Source organism: Agrobacterium sp. 6Ca8 (genome assembly GCF_055382765.1).
Genome location: NZ_AP026433.1, coordinates 2,784,948 through 2,808,174, shown reverse-complemented (window position 1 = coordinate 2,808,174; position 23,227 = coordinate 2,784,948). Strand labels below are relative to the sequence as shown.

Annotated in this window: 22 protein-coding genes; 14 read left to right on the top strand and 8 right to left on the bottom strand. The window is 58.8% G+C overall.

Translation table 11 applies throughout. The annotated features are described in order from the left end of the window. Positions 1–67 precede the first annotated feature (67 nt). From rirA to ACZ5A6_RS13585, 7 genes are all read left to right on the top strand, one after another. A complete protein-coding gene (gene rirA / locus ACZ5A6_RS13615) occupies positions 68–538 on the top strand; it encodes an iron-responsive transcriptional regulator RirA (RefSeq protein WP_003514531.1) in 471 nt (156 codons plus the stop codon). 170 nt (positions 539–708) lie between these two features. Beyond that, complete coding sequence (locus ACZ5A6_RS13610; protein ID WP_112682567.1) at positions 709–1,755, top strand: AbrB family transcriptional regulator; 1,047 nt, start codon at positions 709–711, stop codon at positions 1,753–1,755. Between the two features lie 141 nt (positions 1,756–1,896). Further along, complete coding sequence (gene osmF / locus ACZ5A6_RS13605; RefSeq protein WP_173992261.1) at positions 1,897–2,808, top strand: glycine betaine ABC transporter substrate-binding protein OsmF; 912 nt, start codon at positions 1,897–1,899, stop codon at positions 2,806–2,808. An 84-nt stretch (positions 2,809–2,892) separates the two neighbouring features. Continuing rightward, positions 2,893–4,050: an ABC transporter permease gene (locus ACZ5A6_RS13600; protein WP_464110963.1), complete on the top strand. Its 1,158-nt coding sequence runs from the start codon at positions 2,893–2,895 to the stop codon at positions 4,048–4,050. 5 nt (positions 4,051–4,055) lie between these two features. Next, the gene (locus tag ACZ5A6_RS13595) at positions 4,056–4,994 is read left to right on the top strand and encodes an ABC transporter ATP-binding protein (RefSeq protein ID WP_003514521.1); all 939 of its coding nucleotides are present in this window, start codon (positions 4,056–4,058) and stop codon (positions 4,992–4,994) included. Beyond that, the gene (locus tag ACZ5A6_RS13590) at positions 4,991–5,731 is read left to right on the top strand and encodes an ABC transporter permease (RefSeq protein WP_019564507.1); all 741 of its coding nucleotides are present in this window, start codon (positions 4,991–4,993) and stop codon (positions 5,729–5,731) included. Before ACZ5A6_RS13595 ends, ACZ5A6_RS13590 begins: the two co-directional genes overlap by 4 nt. 108 nt (positions 5,732–5,839) lie before the next feature. Further along, positions 5,840–6,328, top strand: a complete 489-nt coding sequence (locus ACZ5A6_RS13585) for a gluconokinase (protein ID WP_174060714.1) — start codon at positions 5,840–5,842, stop codon at positions 6,326–6,328. Here ACZ5A6_RS13585 and ACZ5A6_RS13580 read toward each other — a convergent pair. The 7 genes from ACZ5A6_RS13580 to ACZ5A6_RS13550 all read right to left on the bottom strand — a co-directional run bounded on the left by ACZ5A6_RS13580 (position 6,325) and on the right by ACZ5A6_RS13550 (position 16,447). Continuing rightward, positions 6,325–7,626: an NAD(P)/FAD-dependent oxidoreductase gene (locus tag ACZ5A6_RS13580; protein ID WP_174060656.1), complete on the bottom strand. Its 1,302-nt coding sequence runs from the start codon at positions 7,624–7,626 to the stop codon at positions 6,325–6,327. The two genes, ACZ5A6_RS13585 and ACZ5A6_RS13580, sit on opposite strands and share 4 nt — an antisense overlap. Position 7,627: 1 nt before the next feature. Further along, positions 7,628–8,989 carry a glutamine synthetase family protein gene (locus ACZ5A6_RS13575; RefSeq protein ID WP_003514517.1) on the bottom strand — a complete coding sequence of 454 codons (1,362 nt, stop codon included), beginning with the start codon at positions 8,987–8,989 and terminating at the stop codon, positions 7,628–7,630. 235 nt (positions 8,990–9,224) lie between these two features. Then, positions 9,225–10,472, bottom strand: a complete 1,248-nt coding sequence (locus ACZ5A6_RS13570; RefSeq protein ID WP_174060655.1) for an NAD(P)/FAD-dependent oxidoreductase — start codon at positions 10,470–10,472, stop codon at positions 9,225–9,227. A gap of 102 nt (positions 10,473–10,574) precedes the next feature. Then, the gene (locus tag ACZ5A6_RS13565; protein ID WP_464110962.1) at positions 10,575–12,215 is read right to left on the bottom strand and encodes an ABC transporter ATP-binding protein; all 1,641 of its coding nucleotides are present in this window, start codon (positions 12,213–12,215) and stop codon (positions 10,575–10,577) included. 5 nt (positions 12,216–12,220) lie between these two features. Continuing rightward, entirely contained in the window at positions 12,221–13,366 is a 1,146-nt protein-coding gene (locus ACZ5A6_RS13560; protein ID WP_003514514.1) for an ABC transporter permease, read from the bottom strand. Further along, the gene (locus ACZ5A6_RS13555; RefSeq protein ID WP_003514512.1) at positions 13,366–14,460 is read right to left on the bottom strand and encodes a microcin C ABC transporter permease YejB; all 1,095 of its coding nucleotides are present in this window, start codon (positions 14,458–14,460) and stop codon (positions 13,366–13,368) included. Before ACZ5A6_RS13555 ends, ACZ5A6_RS13560 begins: the two co-directional genes overlap by 1 nt. A 142-nt stretch (positions 14,461–14,602) precedes the next feature. Further along, positions 14,603–16,447 (bottom strand): extracellular solute-binding protein, encoded by a 1,845-nt coding sequence (locus tag ACZ5A6_RS13550; protein WP_065688428.1) that lies wholly within the window; start codon positions 16,445–16,447, stop codon positions 14,603–14,605. 206 nt (positions 16,448–16,653) lie between these two features. On the opposite strand from ACZ5A6_RS13550, the gene mepA reads away from it, so the two are divergent. The 4 genes from mepA (at position 16,654) to dapB (ending at position 20,175) form a co-directional block, all read left to right on the top strand. Continuing rightward, positions 16,654–17,703 (top strand): penicillin-insensitive murein endopeptidase, encoded by a 1,050-nt coding sequence (gene mepA, locus ACZ5A6_RS13545; protein ID WP_013635279.1) that lies wholly within the window; start codon positions 16,654–16,656, stop codon positions 17,701–17,703. A 101-nt stretch (positions 17,704–17,804) separates the two neighbouring features. Beyond that, positions 17,805–18,188, top strand: a complete 384-nt coding sequence (locus tag ACZ5A6_RS13540) for a methylglyoxal synthase (RefSeq protein WP_013635278.1) — start codon at positions 17,805–17,807, stop codon at positions 18,186–18,188. A 21-nt stretch (positions 18,189–18,209) separates the two neighbouring features. Continuing rightward, positions 18,210–19,232: a glucokinase gene (locus tag ACZ5A6_RS13535; protein WP_174060654.1), complete on the top strand. Its 1,023-nt coding sequence runs from the start codon at positions 18,210–18,212 to the stop codon at positions 19,230–19,232. Between the two features lie 115 nt (positions 19,233–19,347). Next, positions 19,348–20,175: a 4-hydroxy-tetrahydrodipicolinate reductase gene (gene dapB, locus ACZ5A6_RS13530; protein ID WP_013635276.1), complete on the top strand. Its 828-nt coding sequence runs from the start codon at positions 19,348–19,350 to the stop codon at positions 20,173–20,175. 22 nt (positions 20,176–20,197) lie between these two features. Here dapB and phnF read toward each other — a convergent pair whose 3' ends face one another. After that, entirely contained in the window at positions 20,198–20,935 is a 738-nt protein-coding gene (gene phnF, locus ACZ5A6_RS13525; RefSeq protein WP_003514498.1) for a phosphonate metabolism transcriptional regulator PhnF, read from the bottom strand. Between the two features lie 82 nt (positions 20,936–21,017). Here phnF and phnG point away from each other — a divergent pair, with 82 nt between their 5' ends. The 3 genes from phnG to ACZ5A6_RS13510 are packed head-to-tail and all read left to right on the top strand — an operon-like array spanning position 21,018 to position 23,198. Further along, positions 21,018–21,479, top strand: coding sequence for a phosphonate C-P lyase system protein PhnG (gene phnG, locus ACZ5A6_RS13520; RefSeq protein ID WP_174060653.1), 462 nt, complete (start codon positions 21,018–21,020; stop codon positions 21,477–21,479). Then, complete coding sequence (gene phnH / locus ACZ5A6_RS13515; RefSeq protein WP_013635274.1) at positions 21,479–22,087, top strand: phosphonate C-P lyase system protein PhnH; 609 nt, start codon at positions 21,479–21,481, stop codon at positions 22,085–22,087. The genes phnG and phnH overlap by 1 nt, the downstream gene beginning before the upstream one ends. 1 nt (position 22,088) lies before the next feature. Beyond that, a complete protein-coding gene (locus ACZ5A6_RS13510) occupies positions 22,089–23,198 on the top strand; it encodes a carbon-phosphorus lyase complex subunit (RefSeq protein WP_111804248.1) in 1,110 nt (369 codons plus the stop codon). Positions 23,199–23,227 lie beyond the last annotated feature (29 nt).

Genomic DNA, 23,227 nt, shown 5'->3' with positions numbered 1-23,227 from the left:
GTTTCTGGAATTGTTCTAAACTGAAAAAGAGACTATATAACTCCACATTGAGAGTTAGGAGACCAGCATGCGTTTGACCAAACAGACCAACTATGCCGTTCGCATGTTGATGTATTGCGCCGCAAATGAAGGCAAGTTGAGCCGCATTCCGGAGATCGCCAGGGCTTATGGCGTATCTGAGCTGTTCCTTTTCAAAATTCTGCAGCCGCTCAACAAGGCCGGTCTGGTGGAAACCGTGCGCGGCCGTAACGGCGGCGTGCGTCTTGGCAAACCCGCTGAGAAAATCAGCCTGTTTGACGTGGTGAAGGTGACCGAAGACAGTTTTGCCATGGCGGAATGCTTCGAGGACGGTGCCGTCGAATGTCCGCTTGTGGATAGCTGTGGCCTCAACTCGGCGCTTCGCAAGGCGCTCAATGCCTTCTTCGATGTGCTGGCGGAATATTCCATCGACGATCTCGTCAAGGCGCGGCCGCAGATCAACTTCCTGCTCGGCATCGACACGGAAATGCCAAAGATCGCCGCCTTGCCGGCCGCCTGATCATCCCATTGCCCAAGCAACAATTGCGCTAGCCCGTGTCCGCAGGTCACGGGCTTTTCTTTTATAGAATACTTCGGAAATGCAATATTTTTGGTCGAGCGTGTTGACGCCAGGAGACGAAGCGGCGCATTTGGTCGCGAGCTTTTTTGAAGCAATCAGCCAGCGTCGCAATGATCATCAAGCCTGAATTCCATACATTTGCACTTACCGCGCTCGTCGGCAGCATGGGTGCGCTGCTTGCCAGTCTCCTTAACGTTCCAGCGCCGTTTCTGTCCGGTCCGGCGCTCGCCGTGACGATTACGGGACTGGCGGGCGTGAAGCTTGGGATTCCCGCCTTCATCCGCAATGCCTGTTTCGTTGTAGTCGGCATTTCGATGGGAACGAGCGTAACGCCGTCGGTGATCGATGCCGCCAAGACATGGCCACTGAGCTTCGTCATCGTGCTCGTTGCTGTCGTCATCATGCTGTATGTCGCCTATTGGATCCTGCATTACGGCTTCGGATACGACAGGACGACGGCGATGCTGGGCGCTTCGCCCGGGCACCTCAGCTATATCATCAGCCTCGGCGCCGAGACGAAAAGCGACCTTGCGACCGTCAGCATCGTGCAAAGCGTGCGAGTGCTGGCGCTGACGCTTTCCGTGCCGCTGATTGTTGAATATTTCGATCTCGTCAGTACGGAACCGCTCATCGCCAATCCACCGATGGGCCTGTTCACACTGGCCCTGACTATTTGCGCGTCGCTTGCGATGGGATGGCTGTTCCTTCGCTGGAGATTTCCCGCAGCCCTGCTGCTGGGCGGCGTCGCGGTTTCCATCGGCACCCATATTACCGGCCTTACCGAGGGCGGCGTTCCGAGCTGGCTCAGCCTGCCGGTCTATGTGCTGATCGGCTGTCTCATTGGCACGCGCTTTTCGAATGTGTCGCTGATGGATGTGCGAAAAGGCTTTCTGGCAGGTTTCGTCGTCACCATCGCTGTGATGGTGATCGCCGGAAGTATCGCCTGGATGATTTCCAACATTACAGGCGTTCCGCTCAATGCGGTGATGATCGCCTATTCGCCGGGCGGGCTTGAAACCATGGCGGCGATGGCCGTGATGATGCATGCCGATACCGCCTATGTCGGGTCACATCACGTCTTACGGCTCCTGTTCCTGTCGGTTCTCATGCCGCTCGTCATGGGCAAGGATGCACGCAAGCGGGACGGCGAAATCTAAGCCGGGCCATCGCCCTCGCCATTCAGGTAAAAAACGCCAATGGCGTTGCAACCATTTGTTCCTCTGGCCGTTTACGTTTCTCCGCAATTGCGGCGGCGATTTTTCGCGTGTTCGACAGGCTGACCCACCGGAGGACTATTCATGAACCGCTTGATGATGTTGACAGGCGCCGGATTTGCGCTCGCCCTTTCTGTTTCCTTCGCTCAGGCGCAGGTGGTGGTGTCGTCTAAGATCGACACGGAGGGCGGCGTTCTCGGCAACATCATCCTTGCCGTGCTGAACAAGAATAATATCGAGACGACGGATCGCATCCAGCTCGGCGCTACCCCGGTCGTCAGAAAAGCGATCACGGCTGGCGAGATCGACATTTATCCGGAATACACAGGCAACGCCGCCTTCTTCTTCTCCAAGGCGGACGACCCGCTCTGGAAAGATGCCGCCAAGGCTTACCAGGAAGCCAAGACACTCGACTATGACGCCAACAAGATCGTCTGGCTGACACCATCGCCCGCAAACAACACCTGGGCGATTGCGCTGCGCAAGGATGTTGCCGACAAGAACAATCTGAAGACGCTTTCGGATTTCGGCAAATACATTGCCGATGGCGGTGAGGTGGTTCTTGCCGCCTCCTCGGAATTCGTCAATTCCGCAGCCGCCCTGCCGGCATTTCAGACAACCTACGGCTTTACCATGAAGCCGGACCAGCTGATCACGCTTTCCGGTGGCGACACGGCTGCCACTATCGCTGCCGCCGCAAACCAGACGAACAATGCCAATGCTGCCATGGTCTATGGCACCGATGGTGGCATAGCGCCGTCCGGCCTTGTCGTGCTTGAGGACGACAAGCATGTGCAGCCCGTCTACCAGCCTGCGCCGATCATTCGCGAGGAAGTTCTGAAAAAGAACCCCAATATCGAGACATTGCTGAAACCCGTTTTCGAAAAGCTGGATCTGGCAACCTTGCAGGAGCTGAACGCCCGCGTGCAGGTGGGGGGCGAACAGGCCAAGGCAGTTGCGACCGACTTCCTGACGAAAAACGGTTTCCTCAAGTAATTGCCAGAGAACCGTTGGGGCGGGATATCGGAAACCATGTGAGGTTAACCATCCCGTCCGAACCTATGATCCGGGGAGCGGAATTTGACGAAATGGCCTGACAAGGTAGGCGTGCTGATTTCGTGCCTGCTTCTCTACGCGCTTGCAGCGTCCCCCTTCATGACATTCCGAGCTAACCGGATCATTCAGGGTGAAACGCGAACGATCTTCGAAGCGCTTCCGGTTGCTGCTGCTACCCTCCTCGTCGCCATCATTATTGTCGCCGCCTTCATCGCCTTTTTCCGGTTTCCAGCGCACCTGAAACTCGCCGCTGCGCTGGTCGGTCTCGCGGCACTGGCGATCTTCGTCGGGCAGGCGGCGTCTGCGCTGACACCTGAGGGCAACAGTTTTGCCCGCGTTTCGCCCGCCAGCGGTTTCTGGTTGATGTTTGCAGGGCTTGCACTGCTTGCCGCCGATTGCATTGCACGTCTCCAGCCGAAACCCACTTTGCGGATTTTGCTGTTGCTGGTGGCAACCGGGACGCTTGCAGCGGTCCTGACAAGCGGCCTCTGGGACGATCTCTCCATCATCAAGGAATATAACGGCCGGGCAGATATCTTCTGGACCGAAGCACTGCGGCATGTGGAACTTGCCATCGGGTCGCTGGTTGCAGCCACCCTCGCCGGTATCCCGCTCGGCATTCTCTGTTACAAGGTCGAGCGTTTGCGCTCCGGTGTACTGAACGCTCTCAATATCGTCCAGACCATTCCCTCCATCGCGCTTTTCGGCCTTTTGATCGCGCCACTCGGATGGATGGCAGCCAATGTGCCGGGTGCGGCGAAGATCGGCATCGCCGGTATCGGCATGGCGCCGGCCTTCGTGGCGCTATTTCTCTATTCGCTGCTGCCGGTTGTCTCCAATACGGTGGTCGGCCTGTCCGGCGTTTCGCAGGCAGTGCGGGAAGCCGCGCGCGGGCTTGGCATGACGCCACTGCAAAGGCTGCTGCGGGTGGAGTTTCCGCTCGCTATGCCCGTCATCCTCACCGGCATCCGTATCGTGCTGGTGCAGAATATCGGTCTTGCGACCATCGCAGCGCTGATCGGCGGCGGTGGATTTGGCGTTTTCGTGTTTCAGGGCATAGGGCAGACCGCGATGGACCTCGTACTGCTCGGCACCGTGCCGACCGTTCTGCTCGGCTTCGCCGCCGCGATTACGCTCGACGCCCTTATCGACAGCAATCTCTTCAGCGCAGGCGGAAGGTAAAAGGCATGATCGAGATCGACACCATCACGAAACGATATGGCGATACGGTCGTGGTCGACCAGGTCTCCCTGACTGTGGCGCCGCGCACCGTCACCGTCATCGTCGGCACTTCCGGGTCAGGAAAAACCACGCTGCTGCGCATGATAAACCGGCTGGTGGAGCCGACTTCCGGCACTATCCGCATCGACGGAGACGATGTGAGCACCATGCCGGGCTACAAGCTGCGCCGTCAGATCGGCTATGCCATTCAGGGCCATGGGTTGTTCCCGCATCGCACCGTGGCGGAGAATATCGCGACGGTTCCGCAGCTCATCGGCTGGGACCGCAAGCGCATCGATGCGAAAATCGACGCGCTGATGCAGCTCTTCCAGCTGGATCCGGCGCTTTATGCCAACCGCTTTCCGCATGAGCTTTCAGGCGGCCAGCAACAGCGTGTCGGCGTGGCGCGCGCGCTTGCGGCCGAGCCGAACATTCTTCTGATGGACGAACCTTTCGGTGCACTGGACCCGGTTATTCGCGCAAAGGCCCAGAACGATCTTCTCGATATCCAGAAGAAGCTCGGTGTCACCATCGTTCTTGTCACGCATGATATGGACGAGGCCTTTCACCTGGCGGATCGTATTGCCGTTATGGACAAGGGCCGTATCGTTCAGGACTGCCCGCCGGCCGAGCTGGTGCTGAAACCGGCAACGAATTTCGTCCGCACCATGATCGGCGAAAACGAGCGCGCCCTGAAACTTCTATCCGTCCTGTCGGTTGCAGACGTCGTGGAGCCGGGAAGCGCCGAAGGCGAACCTTTGAATGAACATACCAGCCAGCGCGACGCCCTGTCTGCAATGTTGTGGGCGGGCTGCGATACCTTGCCGGTGCTGAAAGACGATGGCAAACCCGCAGGTATCGTACGGCGCGATGTTCTCCTCCAGCGGGCTGCCGGAACCCCATGAAAAATGCCGCTTCGTTTTTCGCCCCCGGGCTTCTGGTGCTGGCGCTAATCGCCTTTCTCGCGGCGCCGCAGGTTTTCGCACCGATATTCCGCCCTCTTGTGCAGACCAATGCGCCTGCGATCTACACGCAGGCCAATCTGCTTTCCCTGACACTGTCGCATCTGACCATTGTCGCAATCGCAACGGGGCTCGCCACGCTGGTGGCGGGGGCCCTTGCGGTTCTCGTCACCCGCCCTTTCGGCGCGGATTTTCTGCCGCTATCGCGCAGCATCGTCAATATCGGCCAGACCTTTCCCCCGGTGGCGGTGCTGGCGCTTGCCGTGCCGATGATCGGTTTTGGCGAGAAACCGACGCTCATTGCGCTGTTTCTCTATGCGCTTCTACCGGTTTTCGAAAATACGCTGACAGGGCTGACCACGCTGCCGCCAACCGTCATGGATGCCGCAAAGGGCGCCGGCATGACCGGCTGGCAACGGCTCGTCAAAGTGGAGCTGCCACTTGCCCTTCCGGCGATCCTCGCAGGCATCAGGCTTTCGGCGGTGATCAGCCTTTCAACAGCAACTATCGGTTCCACGGTCGCGGCCCGCACGCTCGGAGAGGTGATCATCGCCGGCCTGCAATCCAACAATCTCGCCTTCATCCTTCAGGGCGGATTGATCGTCGCTGTGCTGGCAATCCTGATCCACGCCAGCTTTTCTGCACTGGAAAAGGCAGCGGCCCGCAAAACCGGGCACTGACAAATGCAAGCTCCTCATTTTTATGTTCCCGACATCCGCCGCGCATGTTAGGGGCTGACCGTCGAAACAGAAACATTCGAGGTTCGGGTGACAAAGGCAATCGTCGTGATGGGAGTGAGCGGCTCTGGCAAGTCCACGGTCGCAGAGGAACTGGCGGAAAAACTGGGCATTGCCTTTATTGAGGGCGACAAGCTTCACCCGAAATCCAATGTCGACAAAATGTCAGAGGGCATTCCGCTGACCGACGAAGATCGCTGGCCTTGGCTCGATCTGATTGGCGCAGAACTGCGCAAGGGAAACGAAAATAACGGTGTCGTCGTTTCCTGCTCGGCGCTGAAGAAAATCTACCGCGACCGCCTTCGCGAGGCTACCGGTGGCCCGCTCGCTTTCGTCTATCTGGACGGCAGCCTGGAACTTCTCAGCAGGCGTATGGGCGAACGCAAGGGCCACTTCATGCCGCTCTCGCTGCTCCAGACCCAGCTTGCCACGCTGGAAGTGCCGACGGGCGAACCCGGCGTCGTAAGCGTCAGCATCGACGCCACGCCGGAGGAAATTACCGCAAACGCACTTTCGGGCCTGAAAGCGGTGATTTTTTAAAATCCGAGCCTGTCGCGCAGGCCGTACCACCATGCACCAAGCACGGTCAGCGGCACGCGGAACGTCTTACCGCCCGGGAACGGATAATTCGGCAGGGAACTCCAGACATCGAAACGCTCTGCGTGGCCTGCAACGGCCTCGCCCAATATCTTGCCGAGCAGATGCGTGGTGGTGACACCGTGGCCGCTGTCGCCATGCGAAAAATAGACATTGTCCGACAGTTTGCCCATATGCGGGATGCGCGTCAGCGTCAGCGCGAAATTGCCGCTCCAGGCAAAATCGATCTTCGTCTTTTCCAGTTGCGGGAAAGTCTTCAGCATATTCGGACGGATTACCCCGGTCAGATCCGCCGGATCGCTGCCGCCATAACCGATACCACCGCCATAAAGCAGGCGGTTGTCGGAGGTGCGGCGATAATAATCGAGAATATAATTGGCATCCTCGACGCAATAATTGGCTGGCAGGAGTTGCTCGATCAGATCGGCATCAAGCGGCTCTGTCGCCATGACCTGGCTTGAGACCGGCATCATCCGGTCGCCGATTTCCGGCAGCAGCTTGCCGAGATAGGCATTGCCGCAGACGAGAACATATTTCGCCTTCACGCTGCCCGTCGCCGTGCGCACGACAGGGTTTACGCCCTGCTCCAGCGAAATGACCCTCGAATTTTCGAATATGCGCGCACCGAGACTTTCGGCCGCCGCGGCTTCCCCCTGCACCAGATTGAGCGGATGGATGTGGCCGCCGAAACGGTCGATCATGCCGCCGGCATAACGATCGGTCCGCACGTATTTTCCGACATCGGCTTTGGAGACCATCTCAAGCCCGCCATGGCCGTGTTTTTCCCAATGGGCCTTGTGGGCCTCCATCTCGCGAATCTGTTTCGTCGTGAAGGCCGCAAAGAAACCGCCATCGACGAGATCGCAATCGATAGCGTATTTCGAAATGCGGCTGCGGATGATCTCCCCGCCTTCCAGCGACATTTCGCCGAGTTTCACCGCCTTGTCGTGGCCGTAACGACTGGCGATTGTTTCGAGGTCGCGGCTATAGCCATTGACGATCTGGCCGCCATTGCGCCCCGACGCGCCGAAGCCGACCCGCACGCCTTCCAGCACGATAACGGAATAGCCGCGTTCGGAAAGTTCGAGTGCTGCGGAAATCCCGTTAAACCCGCCACCGATGACGCAGACATCCGCTTCCATTGCGCCTTCAAGCGTTGGCCGCACGGATTTGACATTGGCGGAGGCCGCATACCAGGAGGATGTGTGGCCGGGATTGGGAATAGTCGTCACCTCAGCCATCTCACACCGTCCTGATATAGGCGTCATATTCGACGTCGGTTACACGCAAGGAAAATTCGGAAAGTTCCTGCTGTTTGCAGGCAGAAAACAGCGTGCGATAACGCTGGCCAAGCGTCGCATAGGCGAAACTCGAACGCGTGAAACGCTGCAATGCATAATCCCAGTTGGTGGGCAGAGGTTCGTGATTGATGGCGTGGCTGTCGCCGGAAATCGCGCCGCCCGGCTGGCGTTTTTCCTTCATGCCGGCAAGGGCAGCACTCAGGATCATCGCCACAACAAGATAGGGATTGGTATCGGCGCCGGCGACACGATGTTCGATGCGGGTTGCGGCCTTGCTGGCAGTGATAACGCGCACCGCCGCCGAGCGGTTGTCTATGCCCCAGGAGGCATAGGTGGGCGCATGTTCGCTGGGCGTCAGGCGGCGATAGGAATTGGCATGGGGAGCGAAGATTGCCATGCTCTCCCCCATGTTTTCCAGAAGGCCGCCGACCGAATGCATCAGCGCGTCCGATGGTCCGTTTTCCCCGGCGTAGATATTCCTGCCGTCACTATCGAGAACGGAAAAATGCACATGCATGCCATTGCCGGCCTGTAACCCGTACGGCTTCGCCATGAAGGTGGCGTCGAGATCGTGCCGCCGCGCCACACCCTTGACGATACGTTTCAGGAAGACAGCGAAATCGGCGGCCCGCAACGCGTCCGGCACATGATTGAGGTTGATTTCATATTGGCCGGGGCCGTTTTCCCGCAGCGTCGTATCGGCAAGAACACCCTGCGCCCTGCATGCGGTTGCGATATCATGGAAGACATCCTCGAAATCCTGCAATTCGGAAATCGACAGAACCTGTGTCTGGCCCGTGTGCCACCGGCCTTCGCGGCTGTGCGGCGGACGCACCGGATCGAGCGCAGAGCGAACCGGGTCGATCAGGTAAAATTCGAGTTCGGTCGCCACGACCGGCGTGAGGCCGGCCTTTTTGTAGGCTTCCAGCACCCTTGCCAGAACATTGCGCGGATCGCCATAAAACCCGGTTCCATCAGGATTTTTCATCGCGAGCAGGACTTGCGCGGTCGGCCGGCCAAGCCATGTCACCCGAGACAGCGTGCCGGGAACAGGAAAGCAGAACCCGTCCGGATCGCCCGTCCCTTCGGCGAGGCCTGCGGCATGCACATCGCGGCCCCAGATATCCAGCGCATAGACCGAGCGTGGGATCGCCATTCCCTTTTCAAGGACATCGATCGCCCTTTCGCGCGGAATCCATTTGCCGCGCGGCACGCCGTTCGCATCTATGACGAAGGCTTCGAGAATTTCGATATCGGGGTTATCGTCGAAAAATTTCTTTGCTTTTTCAATATCATCCATCATGCACCAGCAGGCCGTTTCTCTTCTGTTTCGCGCGCAGAAGCGCTTCGCTAACGAAAATCGTCCTGCTGTTGATAGATGAGAAACCTCGCCGTCATGATGACGCTTGCCCCTTTTCCCTTTTTATAAGCCCATGTTACGTGGCCCGCCGCGGGAAGGCCAGCGGATTCGGCCATCAGAGCGGGATGGCGAAAAGTGTACACGGTTTTCGCCAGAGATGACTTCAGTTCATCAGGATCTAGGGATTGAACCTTTCGGGTCGATAGGCATCGATGGCGATGACCGGCGTTTCTCCCAGCATGGTTTCCGCCAGCACACGGCCAGTGATGGGCCCGAGTGTGAGGCCGTGATGGGCGTGACCGAACGAGAACCACAATGTCCTGTGGCGCGGCGCCTTGCCGATGATCGGCATCATATCCGGTGTGCAGGGACGCGCGCCCATCCAGGGTTCCGCATCCAGCCTGCCGCCCAGAGGAAAGACGGTGCGGGCCACCCGTTCCGCCCGCTCGATCTGCACGGGGGATCTCGGCGCATCGCGTTCGGCAAATTCCGCGCCGGTCGTCAGGCGGATGCCTTTGCGCATTGGCGCGAGGAAATAACCGCGCTCGGCGTCGATCAACCAGTTGTTGAGCTTGGTTCCCTCCTGCGGCGCATAGTGCATGTGATAGCCGCGTTTCACGCCGAGCGGAAAGCGGTAACCGAGCCGTTCCGTCACCGTATCCGCCCAGGGGCCCAGTGCGACAACGGCATGTTCAGCCTCCACCGCCCCGGTTTCGGTGCGTACCGTCCAACCATTTGTCGTCTGGCTGAGCGTGGATGCGTCACCCCGGACAAAGGTTCCGCCAAGGCTCTCGAACAGTTTGACATAGGCGAGCGTCAGCGCATGTGGATCGCGCACCGACCATGGATCGTTCCATTTCAAACCGCCGACGAAATCGCGGCTGAGATGCGGCTCCGCCGCGGCGAGTTCCGCCCCATCGAGTTTCCTGTGGGAGATGCCGTGGTCGCGCGCCAGACGTTCGGCGAAAGCAAAGTCTGCATCCCGTCTTTCGGCGGTCCTGTAGGTCTCCATCCAACCGTTTTTTACGATTAGATCGCCTGCCTTGGCTTCATCGATCAGGATGCTGTGTTCGGAGACCGAGTGCTCGATCAGCGGCGCGTAGGCGCGGGCAATTGCTGCGTGGCGCGTGGCCGCAGAATTATACCAGTAGCGGCCAAGAAAAGGCGCGATCCTGGGCAGGGCAGAGAGATGATAACGGGCATCGATGCTGTTGTTCAGGGAATAGCGGAGAAGCCGGCTAACTTCCTGCGGGAAGGCGTAGGGAACGACACCCTCTCTCTGGATCAGTCCGGCATTGCCGAAGGAGGTTTCCTCACCCGGTCCCCGCCGGTCCACCAGCACCACCGATTTGCCCCTGCGGGCCAGTTGCAAAGCGACGGAGACCCCGATGATCCCCGCGCCCAAAACGATCACATCCGCTGCCATGGCATTCAATCCGTTTGCGTATCTCGTCCCCGCAACATGGGTCGGCATTTTGCGCAAAGCAACAGAAAAATCATCGTCTTAATAGAAACAGCAATGCGCCTGCTACTGGCTCACCGCTTTAGTTTCGACTGCCTCGATATTGAAAGCAGCAGCCAGCAAGGCCTTGGTATATTCCTGTTGCGGATCGGCGAATATCTCCGCTGCCGGGCCGCTCTCCACCACCTTGCCGTTGCGCATGACGATTACGTCGTTGGCAAGCGCTTTAACTACCTTCAGGTCATGACTGATGAAGAGATAGGCGACTTCGTGGCGGGCCTGAAGATCGCGCAAGAGATCAACCACCTGTGCCTGCACGCTCATGTCGAGCGCCGATGTGGGCTCGTCCAACATGACGAAGCGGGGTTTCAACACCATGGCGCGGGCAATGGCGATACGCTGACGCTGGCCACCGGAAAATTCATGCGGATAGCGCCAGCGCGTCGCCGGGTCGAGGCCGACTTCTTCCAGCGCTTGGGCGACGCGGGTATCCCGCTCATCGGCGGAAAGCTGTCGCTCGTGCACCTTCAGACCCTCGGCAACGATTTCGCCCACCGACATGCGTGGGCTGAGCGAACCGTAAGGATCCTGAAACACCACCTGAAGCCGATTTCTGAGGGGCTTCATCATTTCATAGGAATAGCTGTCGATCGACTGACCGATGAAACTGATACGCCCCTCAGACGCTATAAGACGCGATAGGGCGAGACCGAGTGTCGTTTTGCCGGAGCCGGATTCGCCCACGACGCCAACCGTCTGTCCTGCGCGCAGGGTAATATCGATACCGTCAACCGCCTTCACGTGGTCGACCACCTTGCGCATCAGCCCCGCCTTGATCGGGAACCAGACTTTTATGTCGTCGCCCTGCATGACGACAGGTTTGCTGGCATCGGAAAGCGGCGGCTCGCCCTTGGGTTCGGCAGCCAGAAGATGGCGGGTATAGGCATGCTGCGGATCGGTAAACACCTGCTCCACCGTGCCGGTCTCGACGATCTTTCCCTTGGTCATCACGCAGACACGATCGGCAAACTTACGGACAATGCCGAGATCGTGGGTGATGAACAGCATGGACATGCCGTGCCGGTTTTTGAGGTCGCTCAGCAGTTCAAGGATTTGTGCCTGAACGGTTACATCGAGTGCGGTCGTGGGTTCATCTGCGATCAGCAGTTTCGGCCGGTTGGCAAGCGCCATGGCGATCATCACGCGCTGCCGCTGGCCGCCGGACAATTCATGCGGATAGGCCTTCAGGCGCTTTTCCGGCTCGCGGATGCCCACCTGCAATAACAGTTCCAGCGTGCGCGCCCGCGCTTCAGCGCCGGTGATTGCCTGATGCAGCTCCAGAATCTCGCCGATCTGCCGCTCGATGGTGTGGAGCGGGTTGAGCGAGGTCATCGGCTCCTGGAAAATCATGGTGATGTCGTTGCCGCGAACAGCGCGCAACGCGCGTTCCGGCAGGGTCAGCATATCCTTGCCGTCGAACAGGATTTTGCCCGAAGGATGGCTCGCCGCCGGATAGGGCAGCAATTTGAGAATGGAGTTCGCCGTGACCGATTTTCCGGAGCCGGATTCCCCGACCAGGGCGACAACTTCGCCCGGCATCAGGTCGAAGGAAACATGATCTACGGCGACGCTGGTCGCTCCACCCTGATGAAAGGCAACGGAGAGATCACGGACGGAGAGAAGCGGCTGGGTCTTTGTTTCCATCATGGCGATCACCGGAACGTCTTGCGTGGGTCGAAGGCGTCTCGCACCGCCTCGCCGACGAAGATCAGCAGCGACAGCATGATGGACATGGTGAAGAAGGCCGTGAGGCCAAGCCAGGGCGCCTGAAGATTGTTCTTGCCCTGCGCGATCATCTCGCCCAGCGATGGCGATCCCGGCGGCATGCCGAAGCCGAGGAAATCGAGCGAGGTCAAAGTGGTGATCGAGCCGGAGAGGATGAACGGCAGGAAGGTCAGTGTTGCCACCATGGCGTTTGGCAGAAGATGCCGGAACATGATTGTCCAGTTGCCGACACCAAGGGCGCGGGCGGCGCGGACATATTCGAAGTTTCTGGCACGCAGGAATTCCGCGCGCACGATGCCGACGAAGCCGACCCATGAAAACAGCAACATGATGCCAAGCAGCACGAAGAAACCCGGCGGCAGAATAGCCGCGATGATCAGCAGGATGTAAAGCACTGGCATGGATGACCAGATTTCAATGAAACGCTGCAACAGCAGGTCCGTCCAGCCGCCGAAGTAACCCTGGATGGCGCCGGCAGTCACCCCAACGAGGGCGGATGCGATCGTCAGCGTCAGGCCGAAAAGCACGGAAATACGGAAGCCATAGATCATCCGCGCCGTGACGTCGCGCGCTTGATTGTCGGTTCCGAGCCAATTGAGATTGCCGAGCGTACAGCCGGGATCGGCATTACCCTGCGGATAGGCCGAGCAACGGTCCTTTTCATCCATCAGCCAGAATGGTGCCGTGGGGGCGGAATGCGGAATGTTGGAATTGACCGTCTGATAGGAATAGCGGATCGGCGGCCAGATCATCCAGCCATTGGCGTTGATCTCGTCCTGAATGAAGGAGGATTTGTAGTCAGTCTGGGCAAGGAACCCGCCAAACTTTTCCTCCGGATAATCGACCATGACCGGCACCAGAAATTCGCCCTTGTAGGAAGCGAAAATGGGTTTGTCATTGGCGATGAATTCCGCAATCAGGCTCAGGAAAAACAGGATCAGGAACAGCCAGAAGGACCAGTAACCGCGCCGGTTTGCCTTGAAATTCTGCCAGCGGCGCTTGGTGGTTGGTGAAAACCACGGGCGCTTCGGCTTTACCAATGTTTCCGTTGCGGCGGTATGGGCAAGCGTCATCACACGTCCCTCCGCTCGAAATCGATTCGCGGATCGATCCATGTGTAGATAAGGTCGGATAGGAGGCTGACCACGAGGCCCATCAGCGAAAAGATGAAGAGCGTGCCGAACACGATCGGGTAGTCGCGATTGACGACCGAGAGATAGCCGAGGCGGCCTAGGCCATCCAGCGAGAAGATATTCTCGATCAGCAGCGAACCGGTGAAGAATGCCGAGATGAAGGCGCCCGGAAAACCGGCGATCACGATCAGCATAGCATTGCGGAAGACGTGGCCATAAAGAACCTTGCGTTCGCTGAGCCCCTTGGCGCGGGCGGTCACGACATATTGCTTCTTGATCTCGTCGATGAAGGAATTCTTCGTCAGAAGCGTCGTCGTCGCGAAAGCCGAAAGCGATAGCGCGATCAGCGGCAGGGTCAGGTGCCAGAAATAGTCGATGATCTTCTGCCACCAGTTCAGCTGGTCAAAATTGTCCGATACCAGACCGCGCAGCGGGAACCAGTCGAAGAACGATCCGCCGGCGAAAAGCACGATGAGAAGAATGCCGAACAGGAAGCTTGGAACGGCATAACCGATGATGATGATGCCTGATGTCCAGATATCAAAGGTCGAGCCGTCGGAAACGGCTTTCTTGATGCCGAGTGGAATGGAGATCATGTAGGAGATGATCAGGATCCAGAAGCCGAGCGACATCGAGACCGGCAGCTTGTCGATGATGAGATCGATGACCGAGGAATTGCGGAAGAAGCTGTCGCCGAAATCGAAGCGTATGTAATTCCACATCATTTCGAGAAAACGGGTGAGCGGCGGCTTGTCGAAACCGAACTGTTTCTCAAGCTTGGCGATCAGCTCCGGATCAAGGCCCTGCGCACCGCGATATTTCGAGCCGCTTTCATCGAAACCGCCGGACTGGCCCATAAGATCGCCGCCGCCGGAGAGGCGGTCGGAGGCGCTGTCGCCCTGCCCAGTCAGTTGCGCGACGACCTGTTCCACCGGCCCGCCCGGCGCGAACTGGATGACAAGAAACGAAATGCCCATAATGCCGATAATGGTCGGGATCATCAGCGCCAGACGTCTGAGAATATAGGCGCCCATCAGCTTTTGCTCCCGGCTGATACGTCAGCGGTTTTCGTTTCTGTCAAACCCGGTCCTTTCCTGAAAGCGCTGCCTTGCGCGATCCAAGCGATTCGTCTCGCCCTATGTGAATCAAGCCTTCGGCGCGAAAGCAAGCGGGGCGTCAGTTCGCGGCCTGGCTGGACCACCATGCTTCCGGAAAACCGATGCCATATTGCGGCAGGTTTTCCGGACGGATGAGCGTGTTCCAGTAAGCGACGAACATCTCGCCGCGATAAAATTGCGGTATGACGTAGCTGTTTGCCAGAAGCACCCGGTCAAGCGCCCGCGCGGCGGCCACCTGCTCATCCCGGTTGGGCGCAAATATGACCTTCCTGACCAAAGCGTCGACGGCAGGGTTCTTGATGCCGGCGAGATTGTTGGAACCCTGCCGGTCGGCCGCCGCCGAACCCCAGAAATCCGCCTGTTCGTTTCCGGGATTTGCCGACGTCGCCCAGAGCTTGACCGCAACGTCGAAATCGAAGCTGCGGGTACGGTTGGTATATTGCGAGGCATCGACGGTGCGGATGGTCGCATTGACGCCGATCTTCTTCAGGTTCTGGACATAGGGCAGGATGGTTCTTTCCATGCCGGAGGAATCGATCAGAAACTCCATATCCAGCGGCTGCCCGCTCGCCGCGTTGACCATGCGGTTGCCGCGAAGCTCATAACCGGCCTCCTTCATCAGCTTTACCGCCTCGCGCAGATTGTCACGCTGTTTGGCGGGTTCACCCGCGACGGGATTGCTATATTCGGTGGTGAAGACCTCCGGCGGCACCTGATCCTTCAACTCCTGAAGAATTTCGAGTTCACGACCGGTCGGCAGGCCGGAAGAGGCGAGCTCGCTGCCCATGAAAAAGCTGTTGATGCGCTGAAACTGACCGTAAGCCAGCGTCCTGTTCAGCTCTTCGAAGTCGAAAGCATAGTTGAGCGCCTTGCGCAGTTTCGGGTTCTGGAACTTCTCCCGCCGCATGTTCGGCACGAAGGCCTGCATGATGCCGACGGCGCGATAGATGTTCGGCAATTCCTCCTTTGTGACGCGGCCTTCCTTGACGGCCGGAAAATCATAACCAGTGACCCAGCGGCTGGAAGAAGCTTCCTGCCGGAAATCGACTGTGCCTGATTTGAAAGCCTGGAACTCGACGTCCTGATCGGCAAAGAAGGTATAGGTGATTGTTTTGAAATTGTGCTGGCCGACATTCACATTGATGTCCTTGCCCCAATAGTCGTCACGTCGCTCATAGGTCATCGTCGATCCGGGAGACAGCGACGCTATTTTATACGGGCCAGACCCCATCACCGGCTCCAGCGTGCCACGCGATATGTCGCGCGGCTTGCCATCAGGACCAACGCCCTCCCACCAGTGTTTGGGAACAATCAGCAACTGCCCAACGATCTGCGGCAATTCGCGATTGTTCTTTTCATCGAAGGTAAAGGTGATGTCCCTTTCACCCGTCACCTCTGCCTTGGTGACATGGGTGTAATAGGTCGCAAGCTGCGGGCTGAGATCTTTGGCTTTTTCAAAACTGAAGACGACATCTTCCGGCGTCACCGGCTTGCCGTCGGCCCATTTCGCTTCTGCGCGCAGCCGGAAGGTGGCTTTGGAGATATCGTCGGGATAGCTCACGCCCTCTGCCAGGAGACCGTAGGAGGCCGAGAGTTCCTCTTCAGTCGATTTCATCAGAGTGTCGAAAACCAGTGAAAGACCTGTAGCCGCCTCACCCTTGGCGAGCAGCGGATTGAGCGTGTCGAAGGTTCCCGACGTCGACAGGCGTAGCGTGCCGCCTTTCGGCGCCTTGGTGTTCACATAGTCAAAATGATCAAAACCATCGGGATGTTTCAATTCACCGACCGTCGAGATTCCCTTTCGCCAGACATCCGCAGACTGTGCGGAGGCGGCCGCCGGCATCAGCATGGCGGAGGCCGCAAGAGCGACGAGGAGCCGGGATTTCAACGGTGCCAATTTCATTCGGGACGTTCCCTGTTTTCGTGTTTGTTGAAGAGAGCATAAAACAAACATTGGCAAAAAACAGATGCTCCGGCTCACAAGCTCTTTATTGAGGCCTTTATTCGCATGCCTTGGTGCGGGCGACTTGAAACATGGTTTCAACAAAATCCCGATCCAGTTTATCCTGAGGGGCGAGAGAATCATTTAGTCGGAACGGGCACGAATATATGACGGCGGGATCATCCAGAGTTTTCAAGGCGGCCATGCTGGCGATTTCGGTCGTTTCGGCGCTCCAGTTGCAGACGCAAATCGCATCGGCCGAGGACAGGCCCGCGAAAGAAGTATTCGGCCACATCGACCTGCCATCTGCGAATAGCTCCCAGCCGATCGGCTCCTATGCAAAGGGATGTCAGTCCGGCGCCATCGCAATGCCCGCAGATGGCCCGACGTGGCAAGCCATGCGCCTTTCCCGCAATCGCAACTGGGGCCAACCGCAGCTCATTTCCTTCCTCGAGCGGTTTTCGCAGGATGCACAGAAAATCGGCTGGCCGGGCCTGTTGCTCGGCGATATCTCACAGCCGCGCGGTGGACCGATGCTGACAGGCCATGCCTCGCACCAGATCGGCCTCGATGTCGATGTGTGGTGGCGGCCCATGCCGAACCCGAGGCTGACGGTGCAGCAGCGCGAGACGCTGCCTTTCATTTCCATGCTTGATAAGTCCAAGTTCCTGACGGTCGATGACCGCAAATGGTCGCCGCTCAATGCACGGCTGGTAATGATGGCAGCGAGCTATCCGCAGGTGGAGCGGGTCTTCGTTAACCCGGCAATCAAGCAGAAACTCTGCCAGACATGGACCGGCGACCGCACCTTCATGGGCAAGATCAGGCCAATCTACGGTCACGACGAACATTTCCACATCCGGCTGGAATGCCCGCCCGGCGCGCCCAACTGCAAACCTCAGGCAGAAGTTGGCAAAGGTGACGGTTGCGACAAGTCGCTGGCCTGGTGGTTCACCAAGGAACCATGGGCGCCGCCGAAAAAAGACCCCAATGCCAAGCCGGTGAAACCCCGTCAGGTCATGGTCTCCGATCTGCCCGCAGCCTGTGCCGCCGTGGCCGCCGCCCCATCCGCCAATACGGAAGGTTTTGCTGCCCAGGCATATTCCCCGGCGCAGGCCGTGCGCCAGCAAGGCGTGGAACAGATAATCCAGAACGCTCCGGCCATTCAGCCACCTGCGGATATTCCGCTTCCGACCCAGCGCCCGACATTGAACTGAAACAGAAATGCGGCATTAAACAGCTTCCCTTTTCAAATGGGGACAAGCTGTTATAGAAGGCTTCAAATCGATTTAATTCTTTATGGGAACAGGCTGGGGACATGGCAGGACAACGCTGTATCGCACTCATCGCTCACGACGAGAAAAAAGACGATATGGCGGATTTTGCGCGTCATCACCAAAAGGCGCTTTCCGGCTTCAAGATCGTCGCCACCGGCACCACCGGCGGGCGCGTTCAGGAAGCCTGCCCCGGCCTCAGCGTCATTCGCCTCAAAAGCGGCCCGCTTGGCGGCGACCAGCAGATCGGTGCGATGATCGCCACCGGTGAGGTCGATATGCTTATCTTCTTCACCGACCCGCTGACGGCGATGCCGCATGATGTGGATGTGAAGGCGCTGACGCGGCTTGCCACGGTTTACGATATTCCCATGGCGCTCAATCGCGCCACCGCAGAAAACCTGATCGACTTCAACCTCGCCGAATGACGCGCCAACATGGAACAGGTAATGCCGAAGACGTCCGATACCGAATATCTTTCCTTTCCGATCCTTCTTGGCGACATCGGCGGCACCAATGCCCGCTTTTCCATTCTGATCGATTCCTTTGCGGAACCGGTGCACCTCAGCACCGTGAAAACAGCGGAATATCCGACAATTGACGACGCCATCCAGCAGGCGGTTCTGGACAAGACCTCGCTTCAGCCCGTGTCGACCATCCTTGCGATCGCCGGCCCCATCGAAGGCGACGAGATTCCGCTGACCAACTGCCATTGGGTCGTTAAGCCGAAGGATATGCTGGCCAAACTCGGCCTGAAGGACGTCATCGTCATCAACGATTTCGAGGCGCAGGCACTGGCTATTGCCGCGCTCGACGACGACAACCGCGATTCTATCGGCTCCGGCAAAAAAGACATGCTGGCATCGCGCGTCGTTCTCGGACCAGGCACAGGCCTTGGCGTTGCCGGTCTGGTTTACGCCCGGCATATGTGGTTTCCCGTACCCGGCGAAGGCGGCCACATCGATATCGGCCCCAGAAGCGCGCGTGACTATGCGGTCTTTCCGCATATCGAGACCATCGAGGGCCGTATCGCCGGCGAACAGATCCTTTGCGGGCGCGGGCTGGTCAATCTTTACCGGGCCATCTGCACCGCCGATGGCATCGAGCCGATCTTTTCCGATCCGGCCGACATAACCTCGCAGGGGCTTTCGGGCCAGAACCCGCAGGCGAAAGAGACGCTTTCGCTTTTCAGCACCTATCTCGGCCGTGTGGCGGGTGACCTTGCCCTGATCTTCATGGCCAAGGGCGGTGTCTATCTCGCAGGTGGCATTTCGCAGAAAATCGTTCCCGCGCTGAAAAGCCCTGAATTCCGGGCGGCGTTCGAAGACAAGGCGCCGCACAGTGCCCTGATGCGCAGCATTCCCACCTTCGTCGTTACCCATCCACAGGCGGCCCTTTCCGGTCTCGCCACCTACGCGCGCACCCCTTCGGATTTCGGCCTTTCACTCGACGGGCGGCGCTGGAGAGCCTGATCTGCGCTTGGGACAGACTTGCGAAGCGGGCGGGCGGTCTTTAACGTCGGTGAGGTATGGGTCAGTCAATTGAATGGCGACCTTGAACGGCAGCACGTGAAAAGTGAGTGAAGGCATGAGCGGCAGCGATATGAAACTGGTGGTGGTTGGTGCGGCGGGCCGCATGGGACAGGCGCTGATCCGCCTTATTCACCAGACACCGGGTGTAACGCTGCATGCCACCGTCGCACGCGAAGGGTCTGCTTTTGTTGGCCGCGATGCCGGCGAGATTGCCGGTCTCGGACCAATCGGCATCAAGATCACCAGCGATCCCTTGCAGGCATTCCTGCATGCGGAAGGGGTGATCGACTTCACCTCGCCTGCAACCAGCGTCACTTTCGCCGGTCTCGCCGCGCAGGCCCGCATCGTACACGTCATCGGCACCACCGGTTGCTCACTGGGCGACGAGGAAAAATTCAAGGCAGCGTCACGCCATGCCCGCATCGTCAAATCGGGCAATATGAGCCTCGGCGTCAATCTGCTCAGCGTTTTGACGCAGCAGGCCGCCAAGGCACTGGATGCGCAGAACTGGGATATCGAAATCCTTGAAATGCACCACAAACACAAGGTGGACGCGCCCTCCGGAACAGCGCTGCTGCTCGGCGAAGCGGCGGCAGCGGGCCGCAAGGTCGATCTCGCCACCTCCTCCGTTCGCGTGCGTGACGGGCATACGGGTGCCCGCGAAGCGGGCACAATCGGTTTTGCGACCCTGCGCGGCGGCTCGGTGATCGGAGAACATTCGGTGATCTTCGCTGGCGAGGGAGAGCGCGTCGAGCTTTCCCACTACGCCGGCGACCGCTCCATCTTCGCACGCGGCGCGATTGCGGCGGCGGTCTGGGCCTTCGACAAGAAGCCGGGCTTCTACTCGATGCTGGATGTTCTCGGCCTTTCGCAGGCAGAATAACGCTTCAGTCTATGTCTGCGCCTTAATTTTCCACGGTAAACTCAACCGTATCTGCCGAGAACCGGCTGATGGCATATTGCACGGGAATGCCGTCCATATCCGCGTTCAGCGCCTGAGTGACGAGCAGTATTGCGCCCGGCGACAATTCGAGATCGGCCAGATCCTGCGTATCGGCGTGGCTCGCGGAAATGACGGTAGAGATGCGCACATAATCCGCGACGCCCAGCATTTCGAAGGCGGCGGTGATCGACCCACTTTTTTGATAGGCTTCCCCTATCCCTGAAAAACGGTCCGCCGGAAACCACGTGGTCGAGCGCGAAACCGGCCGGCTGTCGGCCTTTCGCAGGGTTTCCAGACGCACAAGCGGTGCACCCGGCTGCAATTGCAGCCGTGCCGCCAGGTCGGCATTTGCCGGCTCGGTGGTGTGGGAAAGAAGCAGCGCCTGCATATCCTTCACCTGATCGCTGATACCGGCCGTGAACCGTGTGCGCAGTGAAATCGGAAAACTCAGTCGTTCCTTGCGCGCAATCATCGTGCCGCGCCCCTGCCTCGCCTCGAGAATGCCTTCGCTTGCCAGCGCGGCAATGGCGCTCCTGACGGTATGGCGGTTGACACCGAATTTTTCGGCCAGCGTCATTTCTGGCGGCAACATGCCGGTTTCGTCGTGATCGCCCGCTGCGATCTCGCCCCTGATCCTGTCGGCGATCTGTCGCCAGAGCGCCACGCCGTTCTTTCTTTTCATCGCTGCCGAAGGGCTCATGTCACACGCTTGTCATTCATCGACGTTAATTGTAACTTATATTGTATAGTTGTCTATATCAATATACATTAGAGGTCAAGCGATGAATAACGAAGCTGCGAATTCACATGCGGAAAGGAAACGGGTGGTAGCACTTCTTGCCCGCGCCACCGTTCAGGAACTTGAGGCGGTCTGGAGCCGGCAGGATGCCAGCCCGCAGACGGAAAACGTGCGGGGGCCTGAAACCGGCCTCGTGATGGTCAAGGGCCGTATCGGCGGTGGCGGTGCGCCCTTTAATCTGGGCGAAACCACCGTGACCCGGGCAACCGTGAAGCTCGCATCCGGCACCGTCGGCCATGCGCATGTGCTCGGCACCGGTCGCAAGAAGGCCTGGTACGCTGCGGTTTTCGATGCGCTCTGGCAGGAAAACCCGACACGCGGCTTCATCGAGACCGAGCTTCTTTCACCGGTCGAAAAAAGACTGGCCGAGGAGAAAGACCGGAAAACGAAAGAAACAACCGCAACTCGTGTGGATTTCTTCACCATGGTTCGAGGAGAGGATTGATGGGCGTGAAAGCCGAAGCATTGACGGGCGGTTTTTCCGACGCCGTTTTCGATTCACAGCGAATCTTCAAGAAGCTCATGGACGGCATGGCCCGGCCAGGCACAGCGCAAACGATTGAAACAACAGTTGCCCCGCCGCTGCCGCTTGGTGCGGCCAGCGGCGCCGTTCTTCTTGCACTTTGCGATCATGACACGCCGGTCTGGCTGAGCGGCGCGCTACGCAAAACCACGGTGCCGGGATGGATCGGGTTTCACACCGGGGCGGTTACAACAGAGGAAAAAAGCGCGGCGCATTTCGCCGTCATTGAGGCGGGAAGCGCAATTGCCTCCTTCGGTCTCTTTGCCCAAGGCAGTCAGGAATACCCCGACCGTTCCACGACGGTCATCATTGAATTGCCCGATCTTGACGGCGGACGGGAACTGCTGCTGTCCGGCCCCGGCATCCGCCATATCAACATCATTAGCCCATCCGGCCTGCCGGACATATTCCCGAGGCTATGGGCGGAAAACAACGCCATCTTCCCGCGCGGCATCGACGTCATCCTGACGGCTGGCGACAAATTCGTCTGCCTGCCGCGCACGACGCGCATTCAACCCGTGGAGGCATAAGATGTATGTTGCTGTCAAAGGCGGGGAAACCGCCATCGCCAACGCCCACCGGCTTCTGGCCGACAAGCGGCGCGGAGACCGCGACCTGCCCGCCATGACGGTGGCGCAGATCGTTTCGCAGCTTTCGCTCGCCGTTGACCGGGTGATGGCGGAGGCTTCGCTTTACGACCAGTCGCTGGCCGCCCTTGCCGTCAAGCAGTCTCGCGGCGACATGATAGAAGCGATTTTCCTGCTGCGCGCCTACCGCACGACCCTGCCCCGTTTCGGCTACTCTGTTCCCGTGGATACTGCGAATATGACGGTCCAACGGCGCGTTTCGGCAACCTACAAGGATTTGCCCGGCGGGCAATTGCTGGGACCGACCTTCGATTACACCCACCGCCTGCTCGATCCCTCGCTGCTGGAGGACGGAGCTGTCGAGATCCCTGCCATCCGTGAGGGCGAGACAGAATACGTCATGCGCGTATCCGACATTCTCGCCGAAGAAGGCTTGATCGAAAGTGACGGCGACATGCCAGACGACCACGTTGCCGGCGATCTGACACGCGAACCAATAGAGTTTCCGATGGCGCGCGACCTGCGCCTTCAATCGCTTGCACGCGGCGACGAGGGCTTTCTTCTGGCGCTCGCCTATTCGACGCAGCGCGGTTACGGACGCACACACCCCTTCGTCGGTGAAATCCGCATCGGCGAGGTGGAGGTCGAACTGGATGTGCCGGAGCTCGGTTTTGCTGTCTCGCTCGGCGACATCAAGGTCACTGAATGCCAGATGGTCAACCAGTTCAAGGGTTCTGCCAAGGCACCTCCGCAATTCACCCGCGGTTACGGTCTGGTGTTCGGCCAGAGCGAGCGCAAGGCGATGGCCATGTCGCTGGTTGATCGTGCGCTACGCGCCGCTGAATTCGGTGAGGATGTGGTTGCCCCGGCGCAGGACGAGGAATTCGTCATCTCGCACGCCGACAATGTGCAGGCGACGGGCTTTGTCGAACATCTGAAATTGCCGCACTACGTGGATTTTCAGGCCGAACTGGGCTTGGTGCGCAAAATGCGCGCAGATTTCGATGCGACCGACACCGATGCCGGGGAATGGATGAGCGATGCCGCCGAATGACTCAGCGACTGTGCTGCTCGCCGAACCAA